21 protein-coding genes are annotated in these 25183 nt (G+C 46.6%); all 21 read left to right on the top strand.

What is annotated here, in order from left to right; all coding sequences use genetic code 11:
- Nucleotides 1–86: 86 nt before the first annotated feature.
- Entirely contained in the window at nucleotides 87–857 is a 771-nt protein-coding gene (locus V7R42_RS09145; protein ID WP_334019870.1) for a SapC family protein, read from the top strand.
- Nucleotides 858–1010: 153 nt separating this feature from the next.
- Nucleotides 1011–1829 carry a hypothetical protein gene (locus tag V7R42_RS09140; protein WP_334019869.1) on the top strand — a complete coding sequence of 273 codons (819 nt, stop codon included), beginning with the start codon at nucleotides 1011–1013 and terminating at the stop codon, nucleotides 1827–1829.
- A 488-nt stretch (nucleotides 1830–2317) separates the two neighbouring features.
- On the top strand, nucleotides 2318–2776 hold the full coding sequence (gene mraZ / locus V7R42_RS09135) for a division/cell wall cluster transcriptional repressor MraZ (RefSeq protein ID WP_159493646.1): 459 nt from the start codon (nucleotides 2318–2320) through the stop codon (nucleotides 2774–2776).
- Complete coding sequence (gene rsmH, locus V7R42_RS09130) at nucleotides 2773–3714, top strand: 16S rRNA (cytosine(1402)-N(4))-methyltransferase RsmH (protein WP_334019868.1); 942 nt, start codon at nucleotides 2773–2775, stop codon at nucleotides 3712–3714. The genes mraZ and rsmH overlap by 4 nt, the downstream gene beginning before the upstream one ends.
- Complete coding sequence (ftsL, locus tag V7R42_RS09125; protein WP_014999277.1) at nucleotides 3711–4046, top strand: cell division protein FtsL; 336 nt, start codon at nucleotides 3711–3713, stop codon at nucleotides 4044–4046. Before rsmH ends, ftsL begins: the two co-directional genes overlap by 4 nt.
- Nucleotides 4043–5818, top strand: coding sequence for a penicillin-binding transpeptidase domain-containing protein (locus V7R42_RS09120; protein WP_334019867.1), 1776 nt, complete (start codon nucleotides 4043–4045; stop codon nucleotides 5816–5818). Before ftsL ends, V7R42_RS09120 begins: the two co-directional genes overlap by 4 nt.
- On the top strand, nucleotides 5808–7373 hold the full coding sequence (locus V7R42_RS09115) for a UDP-N-acetylmuramoyl-L-alanyl-D-glutamate--2,6-diaminopimelate ligase (RefSeq protein ID WP_334019866.1): 1566 nt from the start codon (nucleotides 5808–5810) through the stop codon (nucleotides 7371–7373). The genes V7R42_RS09120 and V7R42_RS09115 overlap by 11 nt, the downstream gene beginning before the upstream one ends.
- Nucleotides 7370–8779, top strand: coding sequence for a UDP-N-acetylmuramoyl-tripeptide--D-alanyl-D-alanine ligase (locus V7R42_RS09110; protein WP_334019865.1), 1410 nt, complete (start codon nucleotides 7370–7372; stop codon nucleotides 8777–8779). The genes V7R42_RS09115 and V7R42_RS09110 overlap by 4 nt, the downstream gene beginning before the upstream one ends.
- A complete protein-coding gene (mraY, locus tag V7R42_RS09105) occupies nucleotides 8773–9855 on the top strand; it encodes a phospho-N-acetylmuramoyl-pentapeptide-transferase (protein ID WP_334019864.1) in 1083 nt (360 codons plus the stop codon). Before V7R42_RS09110 ends, mraY begins: the two co-directional genes overlap by 7 nt.
- A 21-nt stretch (nucleotides 9856–9876) precedes the next feature.
- Nucleotides 9877–11385 (top strand): UDP-N-acetylmuramoyl-L-alanine--D-glutamate ligase, encoded by a 1509-nt coding sequence (gene murD, locus V7R42_RS09100; RefSeq protein WP_334019863.1) that lies wholly within the window; start codon nucleotides 9877–9879, stop codon nucleotides 11383–11385.
- The gene (gene ftsW / locus V7R42_RS09095; protein WP_334019862.1) at nucleotides 11382–12806 is read left to right on the top strand and encodes a cell division protein FtsW; all 1425 of its coding nucleotides are present in this window, start codon (nucleotides 11382–11384) and stop codon (nucleotides 12804–12806) included. The genes murD and ftsW overlap by 4 nt, the downstream gene beginning before the upstream one ends.
- Complete coding sequence (murG, locus tag V7R42_RS09090) at nucleotides 12799–13917, top strand: undecaprenyldiphospho-muramoylpentapeptide beta-N-acetylglucosaminyltransferase (RefSeq protein WP_334019861.1); 1119 nt, start codon at nucleotides 12799–12801, stop codon at nucleotides 13915–13917. Before ftsW ends, murG begins: the two co-directional genes overlap by 8 nt.
- Nucleotides 13917–15362: a UDP-N-acetylmuramate--L-alanine ligase gene (gene murC, locus V7R42_RS09085; protein ID WP_334019860.1), complete on the top strand. Its 1446-nt coding sequence runs from the start codon at nucleotides 13917–13919 to the stop codon at nucleotides 15360–15362. The genes murG and murC overlap by 1 nt, the downstream gene beginning before the upstream one ends.
- Nucleotide 15363: 1 nt before the next feature.
- A complete protein-coding gene (locus V7R42_RS09080; protein ID WP_334019859.1) occupies nucleotides 15364–16347 on the top strand; it encodes a D-alanine--D-alanine ligase in 984 nt (327 codons plus the stop codon).
- Nucleotides 16348–16349: 2 nt separating this feature from the next.
- Nucleotides 16350–17120, top strand: coding sequence for a cell division protein FtsQ/DivIB (locus V7R42_RS09075; protein WP_334019858.1), 771 nt, complete (start codon nucleotides 16350–16352; stop codon nucleotides 17118–17120).
- A gap of 7 nt (nucleotides 17121–17127) precedes the next feature.
- Nucleotides 17128–18357 carry a cell division protein FtsA gene (gene ftsA / locus V7R42_RS09070; RefSeq protein WP_014980043.1) on the top strand — a complete coding sequence of 410 codons (1230 nt, stop codon included), beginning with the start codon at nucleotides 17128–17130 and terminating at the stop codon, nucleotides 18355–18357.
- Nucleotides 18358–18465: 108 nt separating this feature from the next.
- Nucleotides 18466–19632 carry a cell division protein FtsZ gene (ftsZ, locus tag V7R42_RS09065; protein ID WP_014980042.1) on the top strand — a complete coding sequence of 389 codons (1167 nt, stop codon included), beginning with the start codon at nucleotides 18466–18468 and terminating at the stop codon, nucleotides 19630–19632.
- A gap of 214 nt (nucleotides 19633–19846) precedes the next feature.
- Nucleotides 19847–20758, top strand: a complete 912-nt coding sequence (lpxC, locus tag V7R42_RS09060; RefSeq protein WP_014980041.1) for a UDP-3-O-acyl-N-acetylglucosamine deacetylase — start codon at nucleotides 19847–19849, stop codon at nucleotides 20756–20758.
- Nucleotides 20759–20966: 208 nt separating this feature from the next.
- Nucleotides 20967–21845: a M23 family metallopeptidase gene (locus tag V7R42_RS09055; RefSeq protein ID WP_334019857.1), complete on the top strand. Its 879-nt coding sequence runs from the start codon at nucleotides 20967–20969 to the stop codon at nucleotides 21843–21845.
- A gap of 180 nt (nucleotides 21846–22025) precedes the next feature.
- Nucleotides 22026–24734 carry a preprotein translocase subunit SecA gene (secA, locus tag V7R42_RS09050; RefSeq protein WP_334019856.1) on the top strand — a complete coding sequence of 903 codons (2709 nt, stop codon included), beginning with the start codon at nucleotides 22026–22028 and terminating at the stop codon, nucleotides 24732–24734.
- Nucleotides 24734–25114: an 8-oxo-dGTP diphosphatase MutT gene (gene mutT / locus V7R42_RS09045; protein ID WP_334019855.1), complete on the top strand. Its 381-nt coding sequence runs from the start codon at nucleotides 24734–24736 to the stop codon at nucleotides 25112–25114. Before secA ends, mutT begins: the two co-directional genes overlap by 1 nt.
- Nucleotides 25115–25183: the final 69 nt, after the last annotated feature.

Below are 25183 nucleotides of genomic sequence, written 5' to 3'. Positions count from 1 at the left end.
CAGTGCGGCCGACGAAATTTTTAGTGGCATCCGCTCTTCTCACACAATCAAGCCGGTGCCACAGTTAACGAGTATGAGAAATAAATATGGCTACTAAATTTGTACCGCTAGATAAAGAAAAACATAAAAACCTAAAGGTTGCGGTTAACACATCTTTCAGCTTTGCGAAAAATACACATCTTGCGGCAGCAACAATCCGTGAATTTGCACAACTATCTGCAACGATGCCGCTCGTCTTTATCGAAGACCCAACATCTAAGCGCCACCACGTTGTAACCATGCTAGGCATGGAACTAGGTCAAAACCTATTCCTAACTGGCGACAGCTGGAAAGGCCCTCACGTTCCAATGAACATCCTTCGCTACCCATTCGATGTGCGACCAGACGGCGACAAGCTTGGCGTTTACATTGATGAAAACTCTGACCTTATTTCTGACGAAGGCCAAGCGCTATTCACTGAAGCGGGTGAAGCAAGCGAGTTTCTAGATAACCGTCAGAAATTCCTAGCAGACCTAGCGAACAGCGAAATGCTAACTCAGCGTTTTGTTGCGAAAGTCGTTGAACTAGATCTTCTTGACCCAATTCAAATTCGCCTTACTTACCAAGATGGTAAGCAGCGCAACGTTACAGGCATGATGAGTATTAATGAGAAGAAGCTTCTTGAGCTACCTGAAGATCAGGTTCTTGAGCTACATAAGCAAGGCTTCCTAGGCGCCATCTACGCAGTAATGATGTCTGTTGGTCAGCTTAACCGTCTTGTTGAGCTTTCAAACGGTACTGACAACCCAATTCGCAGCATGCAGCTTTCTGTTGTAAAGGCAGAAGACGCGGCAGCTGAAGCGACATCTAACGCCTAATCGCTTGATTTTGAAAGTTAAAACCCGCAATGTTGCGGGTTTTTTTATGTCTAAAATTTATGTTCAGATTTCGTCATATTTCATTCATAAACCGTTAAGTTTGAATGTCTTATCTTACACGTCGTTCCCAACACATTTTTAAGGACAAAAGACATGAACATCAAATCAAATAAACTTTCAACAATGCTAACGGCACTATCACTCATCACAGCATCAGTATTTTCAGTCTCATCGACGCATGCAGCTTTACAGAACGAAGTACAGGTAATGGCTGTCGATTTTGAAGGGATAGATGACAATCTTTACGGTGCAAAGTATGTGCGCTACTTAGATGAAGTAAGCGGAAACAGCGGTGCCTACCTTATTAATCCTTATCTACAGCGTGTATCGAGTCTGTCAGGCGCTTATGCCAATTTAGATGGCATAGACATATTCAATCTAGGCAGCACTTTTTACTTCGACGATACGTGGATGCTTGGCATAGATGCTACCCATGGTAAATTTGACGAAGAGTTTGGCGACGAGGATTACACCAACATAGACCTTAAGGTAGGTTTTAACTTATCGCGCCAATGGCAAATTGGTGCGGGTCTTATGTATCAGCGTGCTACTTACGATTTTAACGCCGGTGAAGAAAGCTATAGAGAAAGCGAGAATGAAACGTCACCACTTGTTTTTACACGCTATACCACGGTCGACAATGGTGGAACTGGTTGGGATTTCATCGCCCAATACATTGCCGATGATGTTGATGTATTATCTGGAAGTGCGCGTTACTTCTTTAGCCCAGGTTTAAGCATTCAGGGAAGTTATAGCTATACCAATGCGCCAGACGGTTTCGATAACGTAAAGACCGCAGGGGTGTCTATAGATTACTGGGTAAATGAGCAGTTTGCAGTATCAGCCAGCTATGAAACAGATAGTGATATCGAAAGCGATGTGGCTTCACTAACAGCTTCGTATCGTTTCTAAAAATACATCCGCTCATATATTAACGCGGTAAACAGCCGTTCTTGAATCGCAAAGAGTTAACGTCCAATGGTGTTAGCTCTTTTTTCTTTAAACCTTACGTGAATGCCAATGCACGTTTTTAGTGTGTACTTCTGAAGTTGATCTGCTCGTCAGATAAAATAAGCCTATTTGCTCCAAAGAGGTCTTACTTAGCTAAAAACAGCAATTCATCGATTAGTTTCACCTTTATTTCTCCTCAGCTGAGTATTTTTTATTCTTTTTTGCACGCCTAATCATACACTTCCTACAAGCACTGTATATCTAACCAGTTTGAACCCAGTGTTTATGCGGCCTTCACGTCTTTTTTCTACTTGACAGTGGGGATCATTGATACCTAAACTGTATCTCAGTGGGTAAATGTGGCGAATTGTGGATCAAATCATCATCACTTTGCAGATTAGTACTCAAAAAACAAGAAAACCAAGAGCAAATAATAAAAGGCTAGGGGAATGTTCCGCGGCGCTAACGCAATCAATCTGGATACAAAAGGCAGACTGGCTATACCGACGAAGTATCGTCAGTCGCTGCTGGATGATTGTCAGGGACAACTGGTCTGCACAGTCGATACACAACAAAGTTGTTTGCTACTTTACCCACTTCCCGAATGGGAAGAGATTGAGCTTAAACTCTCTAAACTTTCAAGCATGATTCCAGCCGAGCGTCGCTTGCAGCGATTGCTACTAGGTTATGCTTCAGAAGGTGAGATGGATAAAAGCGGTCGTATTCTTGTTCCTACTCCACTGCGAAGTTTCGCAAAACTCTCAAAAGAAGTCATGTTAGTTGGTCAGCTAAACAAATTCGAAATTTGGGATGCCGAGATTTGGGCACAACAAGTTGAAGCTGATATAGACACCGAACGCAAAGGCGAATTTGAACTTACCGAACGATTACAGGACTTTTCTCTATGACGCAGCCTAGCGAATTTAAACATATTTCAGTATTGCTTGATGAATGTATTGAAGCGCTGGCGATTAAACCGAACGGTATCTACATTGACGCTACTTTCGGTCGTGGCGGGCACTCAGCGCATATTTTAGATGCATTGGGTGAACACGGGCGACTCATCGCCTTTGACCGCGACCCGCAAGCAATCAAAGCGGCAGAACGCTTCGCCGATGATAAGCGTTTTAGCATAATCCATTCACCGTTTGGTGATATGGCAGAAGAAATCAAAGCGCTAGGGCTAACCGGTAAGATTGACGGTGTGCTTATGGATTTGGGTGTGTCCTCACCTCAGCTAGACGATGCCGAGCGTGGTTTTAGCTTTTTACGTGACGGTCCGCTTGATATGCGCATGGATACCTCGCGTGGACAAAGTGCTGCAGACTGGTTGGCTAACGCCGAAGAACAAGATATTACACAGGTTATTAAAGAGTTTGGCGAAGAAAAGTTCGGTAAACGTATAGCCCATGCCATTGTAAATACACGCAAAGAAACGCCTATCACGCGCACCGCTCAGCTAGCCAAGATTATCGACGAAGCGGTTCCTGTAAAGGATAAGTTTAAACATCCGGCTACCCGTGCATTCCAAGGCATTCGCATCTACATCAATGCGGAGCTGGAGCAACTTCGCGTCGGGCTTAAAGCAGCGACACAGGTGTTGGCGAAAGAAGGTCGTCTTGCGGTTATTTCGTTTCACTCGCTTGAAGACCGTTTAGTAAAACGCTTCATTAAGGATCAAAGTAAAGGGAAATCAGTACCACACAACTTACCGATTACTCAGGCTGAAATAGATGCAGATAAAGTGCTAAAGGCTTTGGGTAAAGCGATAAAACCTTCAGAGCAGGAGATCGCGAACAACGTTCGCTCTCGCAGTTCGGTATTACGTGTGGCAGAAAAGTTATGACCAAAGCAGCGCCAGACAAGGCCAGCACTAATTTTAAATTACTGCTAATAATTGTTTCAGATTTGACCCGCAACAAGTTGCGGGTTTTGTTGTATTTAATGGTTATCGTAAGTGCTATGGCGGTAACGCTTAGCAGCCATCACAACAGACAGCAAGTCATTGCCCTTGAAGACCTTATGCAAGAGAAAGATGAGCTAGATGTCGAGTGGCGTAATCTCGTACTTGAGCAACGTGCGTTAACCGAACACAACCGCATAGAAAACCTGGTTGAAAAACAATTAGAAATGTACCGTCCAACCGCAGATGATGAAGTCGTGGTGAGGTTAAAATGAGTACATCAGCGCCTTCTCGCCAACGTAAAAAGACCGGTGCACAACAAAATGTAACGCCAAGCTTAGTGCACTGGCGTTTTGTCGTTGTGCTGGTAGTGATCATGCTGGTGTTCAGCGTGCTAGCCGCCCGTGCAGCCTACATTCAAGTTATTGAGCCAGACGAGCTTATTCAACAGGGCGACAACCGCACACTAAGAACCCGCGACATGCCAACCTATCGCGGGCTTATTACTGATAGAAATGGTGTTGAACTGGCGGTGAGTGTGCCTGTTCGCGCTATTTACGCAGACCCTAAAGTTATCCATGAAAATAATGGCTTCGAGGAAGAACGCCGCTGGGAAGCGCTGGCAGATGTACTGCGCCAAGACGTCAATGAGCTCAAAGAAAAAGTAGCAAATCCCAAACGCCGCTTTGTTTACTTGCAGCGTCAGGTGTCGCCTGCCATGGCAGAGTACGTTGATAAACTGGACATTCCAGGTATTTATCTTCGTCGTGAAAGTCGCCGCTACTATCCTACAGGCGAAGTTTCCGCGCAGTTAATCGGCGTAACTGATGTTGATGATACAGGGGTTGAAGGTCTAGAGCGCATGTATAACGAGTGGCTAACGGGCACGCCGGGTTCTCGTAAAATACGCCGCGATGCAAAAGGCCGTCAGGTTGAAATCTTGGAAACAAAATCAGGCGAAAAAGCCGGCGACCTGCAGCTGACTATTGATCAGCGTATTCAGGCACTTGCTTATAAAGAAATTAAAGAAGCCATGATTTATTACCAATCAAGCTCGGCTTCCGCAATTGTCATCGATGTAAAAAGCGGTGATGTGTTAGCCATGGTGAATGCACCGTCGTTCAATCCGAATGACAGAAGCGATATTTCTGCACACAGAATGCGTAACCGAGTGATTACCGATGCGTTCGAACCAGGCTCGGCGCTAAAACCGCTGGCGGTACTTACTGCTTTAGAGTTTGGTGAAGTAGAGCCTGCAGATTCGGTAAACACCCACCCAGGATGGATGCGTTTAGGCGGTAGCCTAGTTAAAGATTCGCGTAATTATGGCGAACTCACGCTTGAAGAAATTATTCAGCATTCGTCGAATATGGGTACATCAAAGCTGGCGCTATCGGTACCTAAACAGTTCCTGCTTGATACCTATTACAACATGGGCTTAATGAGCGATACTGGCTTGAATATGGCAGGTGAGAGCAGCGGGATCTTTCATGAGCGCAGTCGCTGGTCTGAATTTGAATTAGCCACGCTGTCTTTTGGGTACGGGATCTCTGTGACCACGGCACAGTTGGGGCGTCTTTACGCAACGTTGGCAAACGGCGGTATAAAAACACCGCTTAATATCATCAAGTCACCGGAACAACCTTCTTGGCAAGCTCAGTCTGAGCGGGTGATTAGCGAAGAAAATGCGAAAGCTATTGTTCAAATGATGGAAAGTGTAACTCAGCGTGGTGGCACGGCGATTAAAGCCTCGGTACCGGGGTATCGCGTTGCTGGGAAAACAGGAACAAGCCGAAAAGCGGTGGCTGGCGGGTACGGTGAAGAGTACGTCAACATTTTCGCGGGTATCGCACCTGTATCTGACCCAAGATTAGTGACAATTGTATTGATCAACGAACCCGGCGGTGATTTGTATCACGCTGGGGATACAGCAGCACCTGTCTTTTCAACAATTATGGGTGGCGCATTGCACATGCTAAACGTTACGCCCGATGATAAGCAGGTTACGTCTAGCCACTTATTGAACGGAGGTCAAAGTGGTAGTTAGTGCCTTTATTCAAAGTATAAAAGCCTTGCTGGCAAAATTTGGTGTAGACGCGCCAGATATCCGCATTGAAGGTTTAACGCTAGACAGCCGAGAAGTGAACACACGCTTGGCTTTTTTGGCGATTAAGGGCCACGAACGCGATGGTCGAGATTTTATACCCCAAGCAATAAGTTTAGGGGCCCGTGTAATTCTGGCGCAAACTGAAGACAGTAGCGCCCACGGGCAAATGGAAATGCGTGACCACAGCGTCATTATCTCCCTGTATGAATTGCCACAAATGCTCTCTCCCTTAGCTGCTGCATTTTATGATTATCCTGCTCAGAAAATGACGACGGTAGCAGTGACAGGAACAAATGGGAAAACCTCTACAGTTCAATTGCTTACGCAGATAAAGAGCGCGTTAGGTACACGTAGTGCAAGCATTGGAACCCTAGGTAGCAGTGTGTTTGAGGGCGATGAAACCCAATGGTCGAACACGCCGGCAGCAAACACTACGCCCGATGCCATACGTATGCAGTATTTGTTGGCAGACTTTGTGCAAAGTGAAGTGCGCCATACGGCCTTCGAAGCAAGTTCTCACGCATTGGTTCAAGGTCGGCTTGGTACAGTAAAAACCGATATCGCTGTTTTCACCAACCTTACGCGAGATCATCTCGATTATCACGGCACCATGGAAGAGTACGGTAAAGCCAAGCGCTTGCTGCTTAAGCAGCCAGGTCTAAAGGCTATGGTATTAAACGCTAATGATGATGAAAGTAAGAAGTGGGATGGTGCAGCAGATAAGACGATTACATGCGTCTGGACAGGTATAGACGAAAGTGGTCTGGATGGAAGCGGTGAAAGTGAGTTCTTGCTAGAGCATAACAATCCTCAAAGTCGCCATTGTTTCGCCACAAATGCTTCTTATCATGCAGGTGGTTGTAGCTTCGAGCTGGTGAGTTCGTGGGGAAGCGCTGCTATTTCGCTGCCACTTTTCGGAAAGTTCAATATCAGCAATGTATTAAGCGCTATAGGTACATTATTAGCTGAAGGTGAGCGTTTTGATGATGTGGTTAACGCGGTAAATGCAATCACGCCTGTACCCGGGCGAATGGAAGTCTTCCCTGTAACGGGTGCGGCTAACTTGGTGGTGGACTACGCGCATACGCCAGACGCTCTGGAGAAAGTGCTGTTAAGCGCCAAATTCCATACAACGGGCAAAGTGTGGTGTGTGTTTGGTTGTGGCGGAGACAGAGACAAAGGCAAGCGGCCGCTGATGGGGCAGGCTGCCGAGGTTGGTGCTGACGCTATTGTGATCACCACAGATAACAGTCGCAGTGAAAGCCCTGAATCTATCGCCGTAGATATCATTGCGGGTTTGAAGAACCGTGAGCTGGCAGTGTCTATTCCTGACCGCGAGCAAGCTATTCGTCATTGCCTTGAACATGCGCATGAAAGCGACATCATCATTGTGGCCGGAAAAGGCCATGAAGATTACCAAATTATCGGTGACAAAAAGACTAACTATAACGAACGTGCAGTTGTGGCGCGACTGCAACAGGAGTACAGCAAATGATAACAACAACGCTGTCATGGATAGCCGAAAAGATTGATGGAAAATTATTGAACGATGCTGAAGACATTGAAGTGTCAGCGTTAAGTACCGATACGCGTACCCTTGAAGATGGCGCAGTTTACTTAGCCTTGAAAGGTCCGAATTTTAATGGCCATGATTTTATTTCAACGGCAGAGAAAGCGGGCGCAAGTGCGGTTATTGCCAGTGAGGACGTAGCGACCTCGTTACCCGTCATCATGGTTGAAGATACCAAAGAAGCGCTTGGTCTGTTGGGTGCGGCTGTAAAATCTCATGTGGCGCCTAAAACGATTGCGATTACCGGAAGCAGTGGCAAAACCACCGTAAAAGAAATGTGTGCAGCTATTTTGGCGCGAAGAGGTAATGTATTAGCCACAAACGGTAACTTCAATAATGATATCGGTGTGCCGCTAACCCTTTTACGCTTGGAAGAACAGCATGAATTTGCGGTTATGGAGTTGGGTGCAAATCATATTGGAGAAATCGCCTATACTACGAACCTTGTTAAGCCGAACGTGGCGACAGTCGTAAATGCAGCGGCCTCTCATTTAGAGGGATTTGGGAGTTTGCTTGGTGTGGCCCGCGCTAAAAGCGAAATTTTTAAAGGCTTGGGAACTGATGGTGTGGCGGTAGTGAATGTCGATAGCCAATTTTCTGAATTTTGGCTAGGCAAGCTCAAACAGACTAAAACGCTAACATTTTCACCTCAGCAGAAAAACGATGCCGACTTTAAAGCAGAAGATATCACTATTGGATTAGATGGATGCGCTGCATTCCATTTGGTTTGCCCACAAGGTGATATGTCTATTCAGCTCACTATTCCTGGCGTTCATAACGTGGGCAATGCCCTCGTTGCTGCCGCATTAACGCTGCAAGTAGGCGCAACATTAGAAAACGTGCGCGACGGCTTACTCGCCATGAAGCAGGTCAGCGGCCGCTTGAATGTAAAACAGCTCACCGAACAGGTTCGACTGTTAGATGATACTTATAACGCCAACGTAGCGTCTGTAAATGCGGCAATTGATACGTTAGGTAGCTTTTCAGGCATCCGCGTTCTTGTTTTAGGTGACATGAAAGAATTAGGTGAAAAGGCGCGTTATTACCACGAGCAGGTTGGGGAATACGCTAAAGAAAAAGGAATTAATTACCTGTATACCATGGGTGTTTTGAGTCAATCAGCCAGTGCTGTATTTAATGAAGATGGTGGCCATTTCAACGATGTTGAAAGCTTGTTGGCCGCGATGGAGGGTGATTTGTTAGTGCAGCAGCGCGATATTTCAATTTTAGTAAAAGGTTCACGCAGTTCCAGAATGGAACGTGTGGTAGAGGCGGTCGAGGCCTCTGCGCTGGGAAAGCACGATAGCCGTCGGGAGCGAATAGCATGTTAATTTGGCTAGCCGACTGGCTGACACAATTCGATTCAGGGTTTAACGTATTTTCATACCTAACACTTCGTGCCATTTTAAGCACGCTGACCGCACTACTTATTGCCATTCTTATTGGCCCTAAGATGATTCGTTATTTGCAGCGTATGCAAATTGGTCAAACCGTACGAGACGATGGGCCGCAAAGCCATTTATCAAAATCAGGCACACCAACTATGGGCGGGTTGCTGATCCTTGCGGCAATTGTGGTAAGTGGCTTACTGTGGGCGGACCTGACTAACCGTTATGTGTTGGTAACCCTTACAGTGGTGGTGGCCTACGGTGTTATTGGGTTTGTTGACGACTATAGAAAAGTGATCCGCAAAGACTCAAAGGGGCTCATCGCCCGTTGGAAATATTTCTGGCAATCAGTGGTCGCGTTAGGGGTCGCATTTTATCTATACAGCAGCGCAACAATAAGCGCTGAAACCTCGCTATTGGTGCCCTTCTTCAAAGAAGTGTTTCCGCAGTTAGGGGCATTCTTCATTATCATTACTTACTTTGCCATTGTAGGCACAAGTAATGCGGTAAACCTTACCGATGGATTGGATGGACTTGCCATTGTGCCTACTATTTTGGTGGCGGGCGCATTTGCCATTTTTGCCTATGTGACAGGTAATGCGAACTTTGCCGAATACCTGAATATTCCCCATATTCCGCTCACCAGTGAACTGGTGATTGTGTGTACTGCCATGGTCGGTGCAGGCTTAGGCTTTTTATGGTTTAACACATATCCGGCGCAAGTATTTATGGGGGACGTTGGTTCATTAGCGTTAGGTGGCACGTTAGGCGTGTTGGCTGTATTGGTGCGCCAAGAACTCGTGTTAATCATCATGGGAGGGGTTTTTGTTATGGAAACCCTGTCGGTCATTCTTCAGGTAGGTTCTTACAAATTGCGTGGTCAGCGTATTTTTCGTATGGCGCCTATTCATCATCACTATGAATTGAAGGGCTGGCCAGAACCGCGGGTCATCGTGCGTTTTTGGATCATTTCAATCATTTTGGTTTTGGTGGGGCTTGCTACCCTCAAACTTAGATAAGCGGTGAAGAGATAAAAAGTAATGTCGTATAACGTACGTGAGCATAGTTATGTAGTCGGTGGCCTAGGTGTTACAGGTCAGGCTTGCGTGCGCTTTTTGTTGCAACAAAAGGCAACGGTTAAAGCGTTTGATACACGTGCTAATTTTACCGTAGTTACTGACCCAGATTCTGACCTTGATGGTGATCTCTATTTTGGCATGCAAGCTTTTATGGCAGAGAAGGTCACTTGCCATGCCTTAAGCGAAGATTACTTTGATGGTGTAGACACCTTGGTGTTAAGCCCGGGTCTTGCCCTTAATATTGAACATGTTGCTTTAGCGCAAAAGTGTGGCGTTGAGGTAATCGGCGATGTTGAGTTGTTCGCCCGTTTAAATGCCACCAAGAACGGTGCTACGCCAGCTAAGCGCGTAGTGGGCATCACGGGGTCTAACGGTAAAACCACGGTTACTTTATTAGTGAACCATCTGCTTCAAGCCTGTGGGGTAAAGAGCATTGAAGCAGGCAATGTGGGTCGCCCTGTACTTGAAGCATTGGAAAGCGATGCAGATGTCGTGGTGATGGAGTTATCAAGTTTTCAACTTGAAACTACGTCTAGCCTGGTACTTGAAGCTGCCACTGTGCTTAATATTTCCGATGACCACCTAGACCGTCACGGTAACCTTGAAGCCTATATCGATGCCAAACATCGCATTTTCGATAACGCGAAGTCTGCGGTTGTATGGCGAGACGGTGAGTTTGTAGCGCCAGACGAGCAGGTTATTGCTGATGCTAAGGGTAATGCTGCATCTAATGAAAATTCGCTAGCGTCAAAAAATATTATCGAATATGGACTGGGAGAGTCGACCACAGGGTTTGCGATTGCTCCTTTTGACGGTGACGGTAGTATGCTTAACGATAAACAAAGCCTGTTCATTACGTTTAACGGTGAAAAGCTTATCGCATTAAGTGATATTCAATTAGCAGGCATGCATAATGTGCTAAACGTCATGGCCGCATTAGGCATTTGTCTTAAACTTGGCGTGTCACCAGAGCTCGCGATTAAACATCTACACAGCTTTAAATCTGCACCACATCGGTGTGTGGAAATAGCCCGTGTAAACGGTGTTCGCTATATTGACGATTCCAAAGCAACCAACATTGGCGCCACGGTCGCGGCTCTTGAAGGTTTAGCCCCGACTATACAAGGGAAGCTGATTCTTATTGCCGGTGGCGACGCGAAAGGGGCGGATATAGGGAATCTAACATCGTATCTAAATCAGCACGTTTCGCACGTGTTTGCTTTAGGCAAAGATGCACACCTGTTTGAAAAGAGTTTTGCGCATACTACCCGTGTGGCAACGATGAAAGATGCCGTAAAAGCAGCAACAAGACTTGCTGCACCTGGTGATGTAGTGCTGCTTTCGCCTGCGTGTGCAAGTTTAGATATGTTTAAGAACTATATGCATCGCGGTGACGTGTTTAAACAAGACGTGCACGACCTACACAATTTACACAGTGAGAACAAAGGCGCTGTGGAGGCCGCATTATGATGGCTGCCTATACCAAACTTAGCGCGTTATTCGCCGCGAAGCACGATGGCCAACCTTCGACAACGCACCCTTATGACGTAACGCTGATATTAATTGCGCTCGCGCTAATGAGCATAGGGGTTGTAATTGTAACTTCCGCGTCGATGCCGGTGGCCGATAGGCTGCACGACAATCCGTTCTATTTTGCTATTCGCCACGGCATTTATATTGTTGGGGCGATCGTTGCAGCTATGATGGTGCTGAATTTGCCTATGCAGTTTTGGCGCATGACCAATCCTTATCTTCTTATTGCGGCTATAGCGTTGTTGCTAGCAGTACTGGTGGTGGGTAGGACCGTAAACGGGAGTACCCGTTGGTTGGCGATAGGCCCTATAACCATTCAGGCCGCTGAGCCAGCCAAGCTCTTTTTCTTTGCGTACCTGGCAGGCTATCTGGTTCGCCGTTATGAAGAAGTTACCGAAAATTTAAAAGGCTTTATTAAGCCCTTGGTGGTGTTTTTTGTGCTGGCGATGTTGCTATTGCTACAACCAGATTTAGGTACGGTTGTTGTTATGTTTGCAACCACGATTGGTTTGTTGTTTTTAGCCGGTGCACGGCTGTGGCAGTTTTTCGCTCTGGTGTTTGTAGGCATATTGGCAGTAGTGGCACTCATCGTGTTCGAAGAATACCGTCTTAAACGAGTGACTTCCTTCTTAGACCCATGGGCCGATCCATTTGGGGCAGGCTATCAGCTTACCCAGTCCTTAATGGCGTATGGTCGTGGGAACTGGTTTGGGCAAGGCCTAGGCAATAGCTTGCAAAAACTGGAATTCTTACCCGAAGCACATACTGATTTTGTCATGGCCATCTTGGCTGAAGAACTTGGCTTTGTTGGTGTGCTAGCCGTACTTGGCCTTATTTTGTGGATGGTGTTGCGTGCGCTGGGCATTGGAAATAAGGCCCTTGAAAAAGGGCGAGCGTTTGATGGTTACATGGCTTACAGCATTGGCATTTGGTTCAGTTTCCAAACGGCGGTAAATATTGGTGCAAGCGCCGGTATTTTGCCAACCAAAGGGTTAACACTGCCGTTAGTTAGCTACGGCGGCTCGTCACTTATCATTATGTCAGTAGCGGTAGCCATATTACTTCGTATCGATTTTGAACTGCGCGTTGATGGCGTACAGGCGATTGGCCGGGGCGACAGCAAATCCGATAAGAGCAAAGCCCGCCGTAAAAAGCCTATTCCAACAAGCGCGTCCAAATCTAAAGCGTCACATAATGAAGGTGAGGCGAGTGTAGAGAGCAAGACCGATGAAACTGATTTTTCTACGGCGACGGTTGAAGCTAAACCTAGCGCCAAAACGTCGAGCGCGGAAGATGAAGGCAAAGCTGGCATTAAAGCCATACTCGCGCGCGTAGCGCAGGAGGCTGACAATGGCTAAGCGTTGCTTGATTATGGCTGGAGGTACAGGCGGACATGTTTTTCCAGGACTTACAGTGGCAAACGCGCTTCGAAATGAAGGCTGGGATATTCATTGGCTAGGCACCGCCGAGCGAATGGAGGCACAAGTTGTGCCTAAGCACGATATCCCCATTCATTTTATTCCGGTAAAAGGGCTTCGTGGTAAAGGCATAGCGGCACGCTTTGTAGGCGCCATTGCCTTAGTGAAAAGTTTGTTCTCGGCAAGACGAATTATAAAGCGTCTTCAACCTGACATCGTTGTCGGATTTGGCGGTTATGCCAGCGGCCCGGGTGGGGTTGCCGCAAAAAGCTTAGGCATTCCTGTAATTGTGCATGAGCAAAATGCCGCGGCAGGCATGACCAATAAGCTTCTCGGTAAAATCGCAAGCCGCGTATTGCTTGGCTTTAACGATGCTAAAGAACAATTTTCAGGTGGCGCTGATAAGGTGCATACTGTTGGGAATCCTGTTCGCGATGAAATTTGGCAGGTAATGCCCAAAGTTGTAGACATTAACGCAACCAGTTTCGAAAAGGGCAATGAGCAAACGCATAGCCTTAATATGCTTGTCGTTGGTGGAAGCCTAGGAGCACAGGTTTTAAATGAAACCGTGCCCGAAACTTGCGGTGTACTCGAAGGGTTATCAATAAAGCACCAGTGCGGAAAAGGTAATAGTGAAAGGGTTTCGCAGGCATATATGTCGGTGGGCGCTGATATGGCGAAAATCGATGTCAGCGACTTTATCGACGATATGGCCGCAGCGTACGAATGGGCAGATTTTGTTGTATGCAGAGCGGGTGCGCTCACAGTAAGTGAGGTTGCAGCTGCCGGACGCGCAGCGATTTTCGTTCCGCTACCTTTCGCGGTTGACGATCACCAAACAAAAAATGCGCAATCGTTAGTGAAGCAAAATGCAGCATTGATGATCGCTCAATCTGTATTGAAAGAAAATTTAGGGCAGGCGGTGCGTCAGTGGTTACAACACTCTGAAGATTGCTTAAGAATGGGTACTGTAGCGAAAAAATGTGCAAGTACTCATGCCACAAAAAATGTAGTAAGCCACGTTAAAAGCGTGGTAGGAGTAGGGGACTAATGGTTTTTAAAACCCCATTTGAAAGCCCGCAAATGCGCAGGGTAAAAAATATATTCTTTATTGGTATCGGCGGTGCCGGTATGGGCGGTATTGCAGAAGTATTGCTAAACGAAGGTTATGCTATTGCTGGCTCTGATATTCAAGAAGGGCCTATGACACAGCGTTTAAGCGAATTGGGCGCTGATGTGAAAATAGGCCATCGTGCCGAAAATGTCGAAGGCATGGACGTTATTGTGGTGTCTAGCGCCATCAATGAGCAAAACCCAGAGATTATCGTGGCTCGTGAAAAGCGCATTCCGATCATTCGCCGTGCAGAAATGCTGGCTGAACTGATGCGATTCCGCCACGGTATTGCAGTGGCAGGTACGCACGGCAAAACGACCACAACCAGTTTAATTTCAACGATTTTCGCAGAAGCGGAATATGACCCTACGTTTGTCATTGGTGGTTTGCTTAACAGTGCTGGTACGAATGCGCGTTTGGGTAAAAGCCGTTATCTAATAGCAGAGGCTGACGAGAGCGATGCGTCGTTCCTTCATTTACAGCCGATGGTTTCTGTGGTGACCAATATTGAAGCCGACCATATGGATACTTATGGTGGTGATTTCTCAAAGGTGAAAGATACCTTTGTTGATTTTTTGTCGAACTTACCGTTTTACGGGCAGGCCATCGTATGCGGTGATGATGCGAATATTCAAGAGATTCGCCCTCGTATAGGCCGAAGCATTCTTACCTATGGTTTTGAGTCTCACAATGACTACCGTGCAGAAAACGTTTCACTGTCATTCGGTAAAGCGAATTTTACGGTAATTCGCACGGAGCGCGAACCGTTAGATATTACGTTGAATCTTACCGGCAATCACAATGTGCTTAATGCGCTTGCCGCTATCGCGGTAGCAACCGACGAAGGTGTAGATGACGACGCTATCATTCGCGCACTAGCTAGCTTTGGTGGCATCGGCCGTCGATTCGAGCAGTTAGGTACGTTTACTACCAGTAAAGGCGAAGTGTGTTTGGTGGATGACTATGGTCACCACCCAACGGAAGTAAGGGCAACTATCGCTGCGGCTCGCGCAAACTGGCCTGATAAACGCTTGGTTATGGTTTACCAGCCCCATCGCTTTACGCGTACCCGCGACCTTTATGAAGACTTTGTTGAAGTATTGTCGAGCGTTGATGCCCTGTTGCTTCTGGATGTATATGCCGCCAGTGAACAGCCAATTGAAGGGGCTGACAGTAAAGCGCTGTGCAGATCCATTCGTCAGCGCGGTCAAATCGAACCTGTTTATGTTGGCGATAAAGATGCCTTACCAGCTATTTTGGCGAATATTATGCAAGACGGCGACATTGTGATGACCCAGGGGGCGGGTAACATCGGACAAATTGCTAAGCTCTTAGCTCGTCACGCGCTAGAGCCGATCACACTTGCAAAGGAAGGGGAATAAGATGTTTACACCTTCAGTAAGTATTCACTCACAGAAAACCCATTCGCCGAGTGAGTATGGAAAAGTTGCTGTATTGCTTGGCGGTGATTCTGCCGAGCGCGAAGTATCGCTGAATTCGGGCAATGCGGTGTTAAACGCGCTGTTAAGACAAGGGGTCGACGCGTTTGCGTTTGACCCCGCAGAGCGGCCACTAACCGAACTTCTCGAACTAAACGTTGATAGAGCGCTAATAATGTTGCATGGTCGTGGTGGTGAAGACGGCTCTATGCAAGGAGCGCTACAGTTTCTAAAAATCCCTTATACGGGAAGCCGTGTTTTAGGGTCTGCACTGGCAATGGATAAAATTCATACTAAGCAAGTATGGCAAAGTTTAGGCTTACCCACTGCAAAATATGAAATTGCTGATAAAAGGCACTTTGAAGCTAGTAAGTGCGGCGCTATAATGGACAAACTGGGGAATGAAGTCATGGTAAAACCGGCCAGAGAAGGGTCGAGTATTGGCATGGCGAGAGTGACAAGCGCTAAACAGCTCAACACTGCCATTCAGGACGCCTTTAAATACGATAATCAAGTCCTGTTAGAGCAGTATATAGATGGTCCCGAATTCACTGTTTCTGTATTGCAGGGACAGGCGTTGCCGTCTATTCGCATGTCTACTCCACATACATTCTATGATTATGCTGCGAAATATCAGGATAATACAACAGAATACTATTGCCCAAGCGGTTTGTCTGAAGAGCAGGAAGCACAGCTAGCAAAACTAGCATCCCGTGCTTTCGACGCTATTTCGGGTAGCGGCTGGGGCAGAATTGACGTTATGCAGGACAGTCAAAGGCAGTTTTATTTGCTAGAAGCGAACACAGTGCCTGGCATGACAGAAAAAAGTTTGGTGCCGAAGGCTGCCAAAGTTGCGGGACTAACATTTGACGAGCTGGTACTAAGCATTCTTTCTACCAGTTTTGATGACGTTGCAAACAAGGCGTAGACGTGGTTGACACCAATCCTAATCAAGATACGCCGGTTTCTGCAAGGGCTGGCAAAAGTAAAACGGCAGTGTGGGGCGGCGTCGCTTTTTTACTGCTTGTTATTGCTGGATTAGTGTTGGGTGGGCTGAAAGCAAACCAGTATTTGCAAGACGAACAGCAAATGCCGGTGCAGGTTATCGATTTTTCTGGTGATTATCAGCACATCGATATTACAAAGCTAGAGCGGTTAATTCGCAAAGCGCAGCCTGGAAGCTTTTTTGCTCTTGATGTCAACGAAGTATTTGAGCTTGTTGAAGCGCAGCCATGGGTTTATCGCGCGTCAGTAAGAAAGAAATGGCCAAATACGTTAAAAATTTATTTGGTTGAGCAACAGCCGGTTGCGCAATGGAATGAAGATTTATTGTTAAACCCTTATGGCGATACGTTTAATGACGAAGGCGTGAAGCTGGACTTACCGCGCCTGTACGGCCCGGGTGGCAGTGAAAAAACAGCCCTTGAAGGCTACAACGCTATGCATGCGTTGATTGCGACGACAGATATGACGTTAGACGAGCTGTCCTTAAGTGAGCGATTTGCTTGGCAAGTGCAGTTGAAAAACGGCATTAAATTGAATTTAGGACGTCAGGAGTTTATCGATAGGCTACAACGCTTTATCGATGTTTATCCACTTCTGGCGCAACAAGAGAAGGCGGTGAAATACGTCGACCTTCGCTATGACACGGGCGTAGCAGTCGGCTGGAAAGACGACGGCGCCACAGATGAAGAGAGTTAAGGAAACCATGTCAAAACCTGCTGAACGCAATTTGATTGTAGGACTAGATATCGGCACCAGCCAAGTTAAAGCTGTGGTGGGCGAATTGCTAGAAGATGATCAAATCAGTATCGTTGGCGTGGGCACCCATGCATCGAAAGGCATGGATAAGGGCGGCGTTAACGATTTAAATCTTGTGGTTAAATCGGTACAGCGTGCTGTGAACGAGATGGAGTTAATGGCAGATTGCCGTGTGTCTTCAGTGTTCATGTCTATCTCGGGACGCCACGTTAAGTGCCAGAATGAAAATGGTATGGTACCGATTAACAACCAAGAAGTAACACAGGAAGACGTAGACAACGTTATTCATGCAGCACGCAGTGTGCCTATTGCTGCGGAACGTCGTTTATTGCACGTTTTACCTCAAGAATTTACTATTGATGTGCAGGAAGGAATTAAGAACCCTATCGGCATGTCAGGAGTAAGAATGGAAGCCGATGCTCACATTATTACCTGCGCCGACGATATGGCGAAAAACATGGTGAAATGTGTTGAGCGTTGTGAACTGAATGCCGATCAGCTGATCTTTTCAGCATTGGCATCGAGTTATGCGGTACTGACTGACGACGAGCGCGAGCTTGGCGTATGTGTGGTTGATATCGGTGGTGGTACTATGGATATGGTTATCTACACCGATGGCGCTATTCGACACACGGCGGTAATACCGGTTGCGGGTAATCAAATTACCAGCGACATCGCTAAAATATTTAGAACACCTATTAGCAATGCAGAAGAAATTAAGGTGAATTACGCCTGTGCATTGAAGGATATGGTGAGTATGGAAGACAGCATTGAAGTGCCTAGTGTGGGCGGACGCCCTGCTAGAGTGATGTCTCGTCATACGTTAGCTGAGGTTATCGAACCTCGCTATCAAGAGCTTTTTGAGCTGGTACATGATGAAATTCGTGCCAGCGGTCTGGAAGAGCAAATCGCTGCAGGCCTTGTGCTTACGGGCGGTACCGCCAAGATGGAAGGTGCTGTGGAATTTGCCGAAGAACTTTTCCAGATGCCCGTGCGCGTGGGCAAACCCATCAATGTCAAAGGCTTGTCCGAATATGTTGATGATGCCGGGTTTGCGACAGTCGTAGGACTGCTGCAATATGGCAAAGTACAATCTGACAATAAGAAGTCCAGTACGCAGAAGACCGGTGAGAGCTTATTTCATCGAGTGCAAAGCTGGTTTAAAGGTGAATTTTAATTTTATTTTGGGGGCGCTATAGCTGCGGCATTAAGGCTAGCAGGAAGCAATTAGCCTAAGGGAATGACCTGGCGTAGTGTTTAAAAGACGTACAACCGGAGAGTAAGTATGTTCGAATTAATGGATAGTCACGGCGAAGAAGCCGTAATCAAAGTCATCGGTGTCGGTGGTGGCGGCGGCAATGCGGTTGAGCACATGGTGTCTCAAAGCATTGAAGGCGTAGAATTTATTGCAGTTAACACAGATGCACAAGTACTTCGTAGTTCAAGTGCAGACGTTACGCTTCAAATTGGCTCAAGTGTAACGAAAGGATTAGGTGCGGGTGCTGATCCGAACATTGGTCGTGAAGCGGCACAAGAAGACAGAGAAACCATTCGTCAGGCGCTAGACGGTGCAGATATGGTTTTCATCACCGCCGGTATGGGCGGTGGTACAGGAACGGGCGCAGCGCCAGAAGTGGCAAAGATTGCGCGTGAAATGGGTATTTTAACGGTAGCAGTAGTGACCAAGCCATTCCCATTTGAAGGTAAAAAACGCACCTCGTTCGCGGAACAGGGCATTGTTGAGCTATCTAATAACGTTGACTCGTTAATTACTATTCCTAACGAAAAGCTTTTAAAAGTAATGGGTCCTGGCACGCCCCTTCTTCAAGCGTTTAGCGCAGCAAATGACGTATTGCGCGGTGCGGTTCAAGGTATTGCTGAACTGATTACCCGTCCTGGTCTAATTAACGTTGACTTTGCAGACGTACGTACCGTTATGTCTGAGATGGGTAAAGCGATGATGGGGAGTGGCGCTGCAAGCGGCCCAGACCGTGCTGAAGAAGCTGCTGAAGCCGCGATTGCCAGCCCGCTTCTTGAAGATATCGACTTGTCTGGCGCACGCGGTATTCTTGTAAATATCACAGCGGGTCCAGATTTCGCTATCGACGAGTTTGAAACCGTAGGTAATGCGGTTAAAGCGTTTGCTTCGGAAAACGCAACCGTGGTTGTTGGTACGGTTATTGATATGGAAATGACAGACGAACTTCGCGTAACGGTTGTTGCGACCGGTATTGGCGCAGAACGCAAACCTGACATTTCTCTAGTAAGCTCTGAAGGCTCTCGTCTAACACAGCCTGCAAAAGAATACGGTAACACGCAATCAAGTGAACCACGTTCTGCAGTAGGCGGTACAGAGGGCAATCAGGCGCTGAAGGCTGACGACAGTGCACAGCCAGAAAATGACTTGGAATATTTAGATATTCCAGCATTTCTACGCAAGCAGGCAGACTAATTTAGCTGCCTGACATGGAATGGAATTATTTCGCGTTTGTGATGTCTTAATAAATAAGGTGTATTTACACAACGTGAAAAATTTTGCGTGGATAGGTTGATTAATGGCGTAATCTGGCAGAGTTAAATCCGTCGGAATGGGTGTCTTTTTGACATGTGAGTAATAACTTACTATAATTCGCGCCCGCTTTTTTAATAGGTAAAAGCTTAAGCAGATGATTAGACAACGTACAATCAAGCAATCGGTACAAGAGACCGGAATTGGGCTTCATAAAGGGGAAAAGGTCACAATGACTCTCCGACCTGCGCCGGCAAACACGGGTATCGTGTTTAGGCGTGTTGACCTTGAACCACATGTTGACATACCTTCGCGTGCGAACGCGGTAGGTAATACCATGCTATGTACGTGCCTTAATAACGAAGACGGTGTGACTATCCAAACGGTAGAGCACTTAGCGTCTGCGCTTGCAGGTTTAGGAATCGATAATATTATTGTTGAAGTAGACAGTAACGAGCTGCCAATTATGGACGGAAGTGCTAGCCCGTTCGTATTCTTGCTTCAATCTGCCGGTATCGAAGAGCTAAACGCGCCTAAGCAATTTATTCGTATTAAAAAGCCAGTTCGTGTAGAAGATGGCGACAAGTGGGCCGAATTAGTGCCTTATGATGGTTTCCGCGTAGATTTCCAAATTGACTTTGATCATCCTGTCATCAGTCAAACGCGTCAGCATATGGTGATGGATTTTGATTCATGCTCATATGTAAGCGAAGTTAGCCGTGCACGCACCTTCGGATTTATGCGCGACTTAGAGTACATGAATGCTAATAATCTAGCGTTGGGTGGCAGCATGGAAAATGCTGTAGCGCTAGACGAATTCCGTGTACTTAACCCTGAAGGGTTGCGCTACGACGATGAATTCTTAAAGCATAAGATTTTGGATGCTATTGGTGACTTATACCTTGGCGGCCACAGTCTAATTGGTGAATTGCGCGCGTACAAAACAGGCCATGGTCTGAACAACAAGCTATTAAACGCAGTACTTGCGCAAAAAGAGTGTTGGGAGTTCGTGACCTACGACTCGCAGGAAACAGCACCAATTCGTTATGCTCAGCCCGCATTAGCGTAAGAATTTTAAAAAGCCGCCTTACGGGCGGCTTTTTTTCGTATGGCATTTACTGAAATAAATGATACAGTAGCCGAATAATTAATATAAATTTCACCCATGTGACATAAAAACTATAGGTCAAAGGTTGTCGCCTTTGGCTAAAAACACATTCATCGTGGTATGAAGTGGTATGAAAAGAGTGGCGTGAAACAGCAATATTCTTCGTGGTATGAAACTAACAATTACACTCGCTGGTAAAAATAAACGCTATAGGCACAGTATTAGTGTCCGCACGCTCGTGAGCGCTACGGTGCTCTCGTCTATTTTTATGCTAGTGTCGAGCCGTTCAACAGAATCGGTATCAGAAGATATTGCCCGCGTTCGTTTGGCGCAGACTGAAGTCAACGAACGACAAAAAGACGTTGAAGCGCTTAAACAGCAAACAACGGTTAAATTACAAGCTTTGCTTTCTCACGTTGCCGCGTTGTCTGCGCAGGCGACATTGCTGGACGAGAAAGGTAAGCAAATCGCAACAGAATTAGGTATGTCAGCGGCTGACCTGGACGCTTTCGTACCGGTATCGATACCGGATAACCTTCAAGACGATCCCATCCTTCACGAAATAGCCAAACTAGAGCAATCACTCGATTTGAAGTCTCAACAGTTGTCTATGCTTGAAAGTTTGGTCAGGGGTCACCATATCCACGAACAGAGCCAATTATCTGGTCGTCCGATAGAGTCAGGGTGGTTGTCTTCTTATTATGGTATGCGGGCCGACCCGTTTACTGGCGAACCTACCATGCACAAAGGGCTAGATTTCGCAGGTAAAGCAGGGGAAAACGTGGTGGCAACTGCTGCAGGTATTGTGACCTGGGCTGGTGAGCGCTACGGCTATGGCCAACTTGTAGAAATTGATCACGGTGATGGTTTTGTTACCCGCTATGGGCATAACGACACCCTTACTGTTTCAATAGGCGACGTGGTAACCAAAGGGGAACCTATCGCCAAAATGGGCAATACGGGGCGCTCTACTGGCGTTCATGTTCACTACGAAGTAATAAGAAACGGAAAACAAGTCGATCCTCTGCCTTTCGTCTACAAAAAGTAGCGTAGGTAGCAGCCAGGTAATTCTCGTAGACGGTGCCTTTATTAACTAAAGTCACCTAAAACGAAAAAGCATAATTTTAGAACATCGCAAAACTCAACGTACTTATCGTTGTGTTTTATACGTTTAATTTAGCTGTACACGTTGTGCGGCGCCTCGACAAGTAGTGGAATAAAAAAGCTAATGTTTTCAAGCATCCTTCGAAAAGTATTCGGTAGTAGAAACGACCGACTATTAAAAAAATTACGCAAAAACGTAGATGCCATCAATGCACTGGAAGCAGAATTTGAAAAGCTTTCCGATGAGGCGCTAAAGGCTAAAACCGACGAATTTAAAGCGCGCATTGAAAAGGGTGAAACCCTTGACGATATTCTTGTTGAAGCCTTCGCTACTGTGCGAGAAGCGAGTAAACGCGTATACGGCATGCGTCACTTCGACGTTCAGATGCTAGGTGGTCAAGTACTTCACCAAGGTAAAATTTCAGAAATGCGCACGGGTGAAGGTAAAACCCTTACCGCTACCCTGCCAACTTACCTTAATGCTTTGTCTGGCAAAGGGGTTCACGTTGTTACCGTGAACGATTACCTTGCTCGTCGTGATGCTGAGTGGAGTAACCAGTTATTTACTTACCTAGGTATGCGTGTGGGCTGCAACGTGCCTGGTATGTCACCACAGCAAAAGCGTGAAGCTTATCAAGCAGACGTAACCTATGGTACGAACAACGAATTTGGTTTTGACTACCTTCGTGACAACATGGCATTTAGCCCACAAGATCGCGTACAGCGTCCGCTTAACTATGCCGTAGTGGATGAGGTTGACTCAATTCTTATTGACGAAGCCCGTACGCCGCTAATCATCTCTGGTCAGGCCGAAGATAGCTCAGAGCTATATCGCCGTATTAACACCATTATTCCTAAGCTTGTTCAGCAAGAAAAAGAAGATGAAGAAGGTCAAGAGGGCGATGGTGACTACACGATTGACCTTAAAGCGAAACAAATTCACCTTACCGAGCGTGGTCAAATTCACGTTGAAGAAATTCTTCAACAAGAGGGCATGCTACCTGAAGGTGAGTCGCTGTTTGCCGCAGGTAACATTTCACTGCTTCATCATATTAACGCTGCGCTTCGTGCACATAAGCTATTCGCTAAAGACGTAGACTACATTGTTAAAGAAGATCAAATCGTTATTGTTGACGAGCATACGGGCCGAACGATGGAAGGCCGTCGCTGGTCTGAAGGGTTGCATCAGGCTGTAGAAGCAAAAGAAGGGGTTCGTATTCAAAACGAAAACCAAACCCTTGCGTCAATTACCTTCCAGAATTACTTCCGCTTGTATAACAAGCTTGCGGGTATGACAGGTACTGCAGATACTGAAGCCTTCGAATTTAACCATATTTACGGCTTAGAAACGGTAGTTATTCCAACAAACCGTCCTATGCAGCGTAAAGATATGGCTGACCTTATCTACCTAACGGCAGAAGAAAAATACGAAGCCATTGTTGAAGATATTAAAGAATGCGTTAAACGCGGTCAACCTACGCTTGTGGGGACGGTGTCTATCGAGAACTCAGAACTCATTTCTCGCATTCTTAAGAAGTCGAAAATTCCTCATAAAGTGCTTAACGCTAAGTTCCACGAACACGAAGCAGATATCGTTGCTCAGGCTGGCAAGCCAGGCGCGGTTACGATTGCGACTAACATGGCAGGTCGTGGTACCGATATCGTGTTAGGTGGTAACTGGCAGGCAGAAGTTGAGAAGATTGAAAATCCAACTGAAGAGCAAATCAAAAAGATTAAAGCTGAATGGAAAGAAAGCCATGATGCTGTGCTTGCCTCAGGTGGTTTACATATTATTGGTACAGAGCGTCACGAGTCTCGCCGTATTGATAATCAGCTTCGAGGTCGTTCGGGCCGTCAGGGTGATCCGGGTTCAAGCCGTTTCTACCTATCGTTAGACGACGCACTCATGCGTATCTTTGCCTCTGAAAAAATGGGCAACATGATGAAGCGGTTAGGCATGGAGCGCGGTGAAGCCATTGAGCATCCGTGGGTAACTCGTGCCATCGAAAATGCACAGCGCAAAGTAGAAGGTCGTAACTTCGATATTCGTAAGCAGTTGCTTGAATACGATGATGTAGCCAACGATCAGCGTAAAGTTATTTACGAACAGCGTAATGAACTTCTTGATGAAGGTGATATTAGTGAGACTATCGCAGCTATTCGTGAAGATGTTATTTCGAGTGTTGTCGATGAATACATTCCGCCACAGTCGCTTGAAGAAATGTGGGATGTAAGCGGACTTGAAGAGCGCATGCGTGCCGATTTCGCCGTAGACTTGCCAATCAAGACCTGGCTTGAAAATGACGACAAGCTTTACGAAGAGAAGCTTCGCGAGCGTATTCTTGGCGAAGTTGTGGATGCCTATAAACAGAAAGAAGCGGTAGTAGGCGAGCAGGTACTGCGCCAGTTTGAAAAAGCGGTAATGCTACAAAACCTAGACAGCCATTGGAAAGAGCATTTGGCTGCAATGGATCACCTACGCCAAGGTATTCATTTACGCGGCTATGCGCAGAAGAATCCTAAGCAAGAATACAAGCGTGAGTCATTTGCCTTGTTCTCACAAATGCTAGAAGCGCTAAAAGTTGAAGTGATCACGATTCTTGCGCGTGTAAAAGTACAAGCCGAAGAAGACGTGCAAAAGGTAGAAGAGCAGCGTCGTCAAGCTGACGATGTGCCTAAGAATTTCGAGCACGAAGACGCGAACGCAACGCCAGAACAGGCAAGTGACAAAGTACGTACGCAAGTTCGCGAAGGTGCGAAAGTAGGCCGTAACGATCCATGTCCTTGTGGCTCTGGTAAAAAGTATAAGCAGTGTCATGGTAAGCTTAAGTAATGAAAGTAGTACATGTTGCTGTGGGCGTTATCGCCCGCGGCGATGACATATTCATTGCCCTTCGTCCTGACGATGTTCATCAGGGCGGAAAATGGGAATTTCCCGGCGGTAAAGTAGAAGACGGTGAGACCGTTCTAGAAGCGTTAAAGCGAGAGCTTGCTGAAGAAGTGGGGATTATTGTGAACCGCAGCGAGCCAGTGATTGTTATCACCCATGATTACGGCGATAAGCAAGTTAAACTAGATGTTCATCGCGTGTATGATTTTACCGGCGAGCCGCACGGCAAAGAAGGCCAACAGTCGCGGTGGGTCAAGGTAACATCACTAAATGCTTCTGACTTTCCTGAAGCAAATGTTCCCATAATTAGCGCTTTACAATAGTTCGGCGTTATCCATAGTCTACAGTGTAGCGGCGCTTAGCCGCTTTTTTACTTATACCTAAGTATAAGT

The sequence above is a fragment of the Alteromonas sp. S015 genome, from assembly GCF_036864485.1.
In the GTDB taxonomy this organism is placed as follows: Bacteria; Pseudomonadota; Gammaproteobacteria; order Enterobacterales; family Alteromonadaceae; genus Alteromonas.
This window is presented reverse-complemented; position numbering and strand designations above follow the sequence as displayed.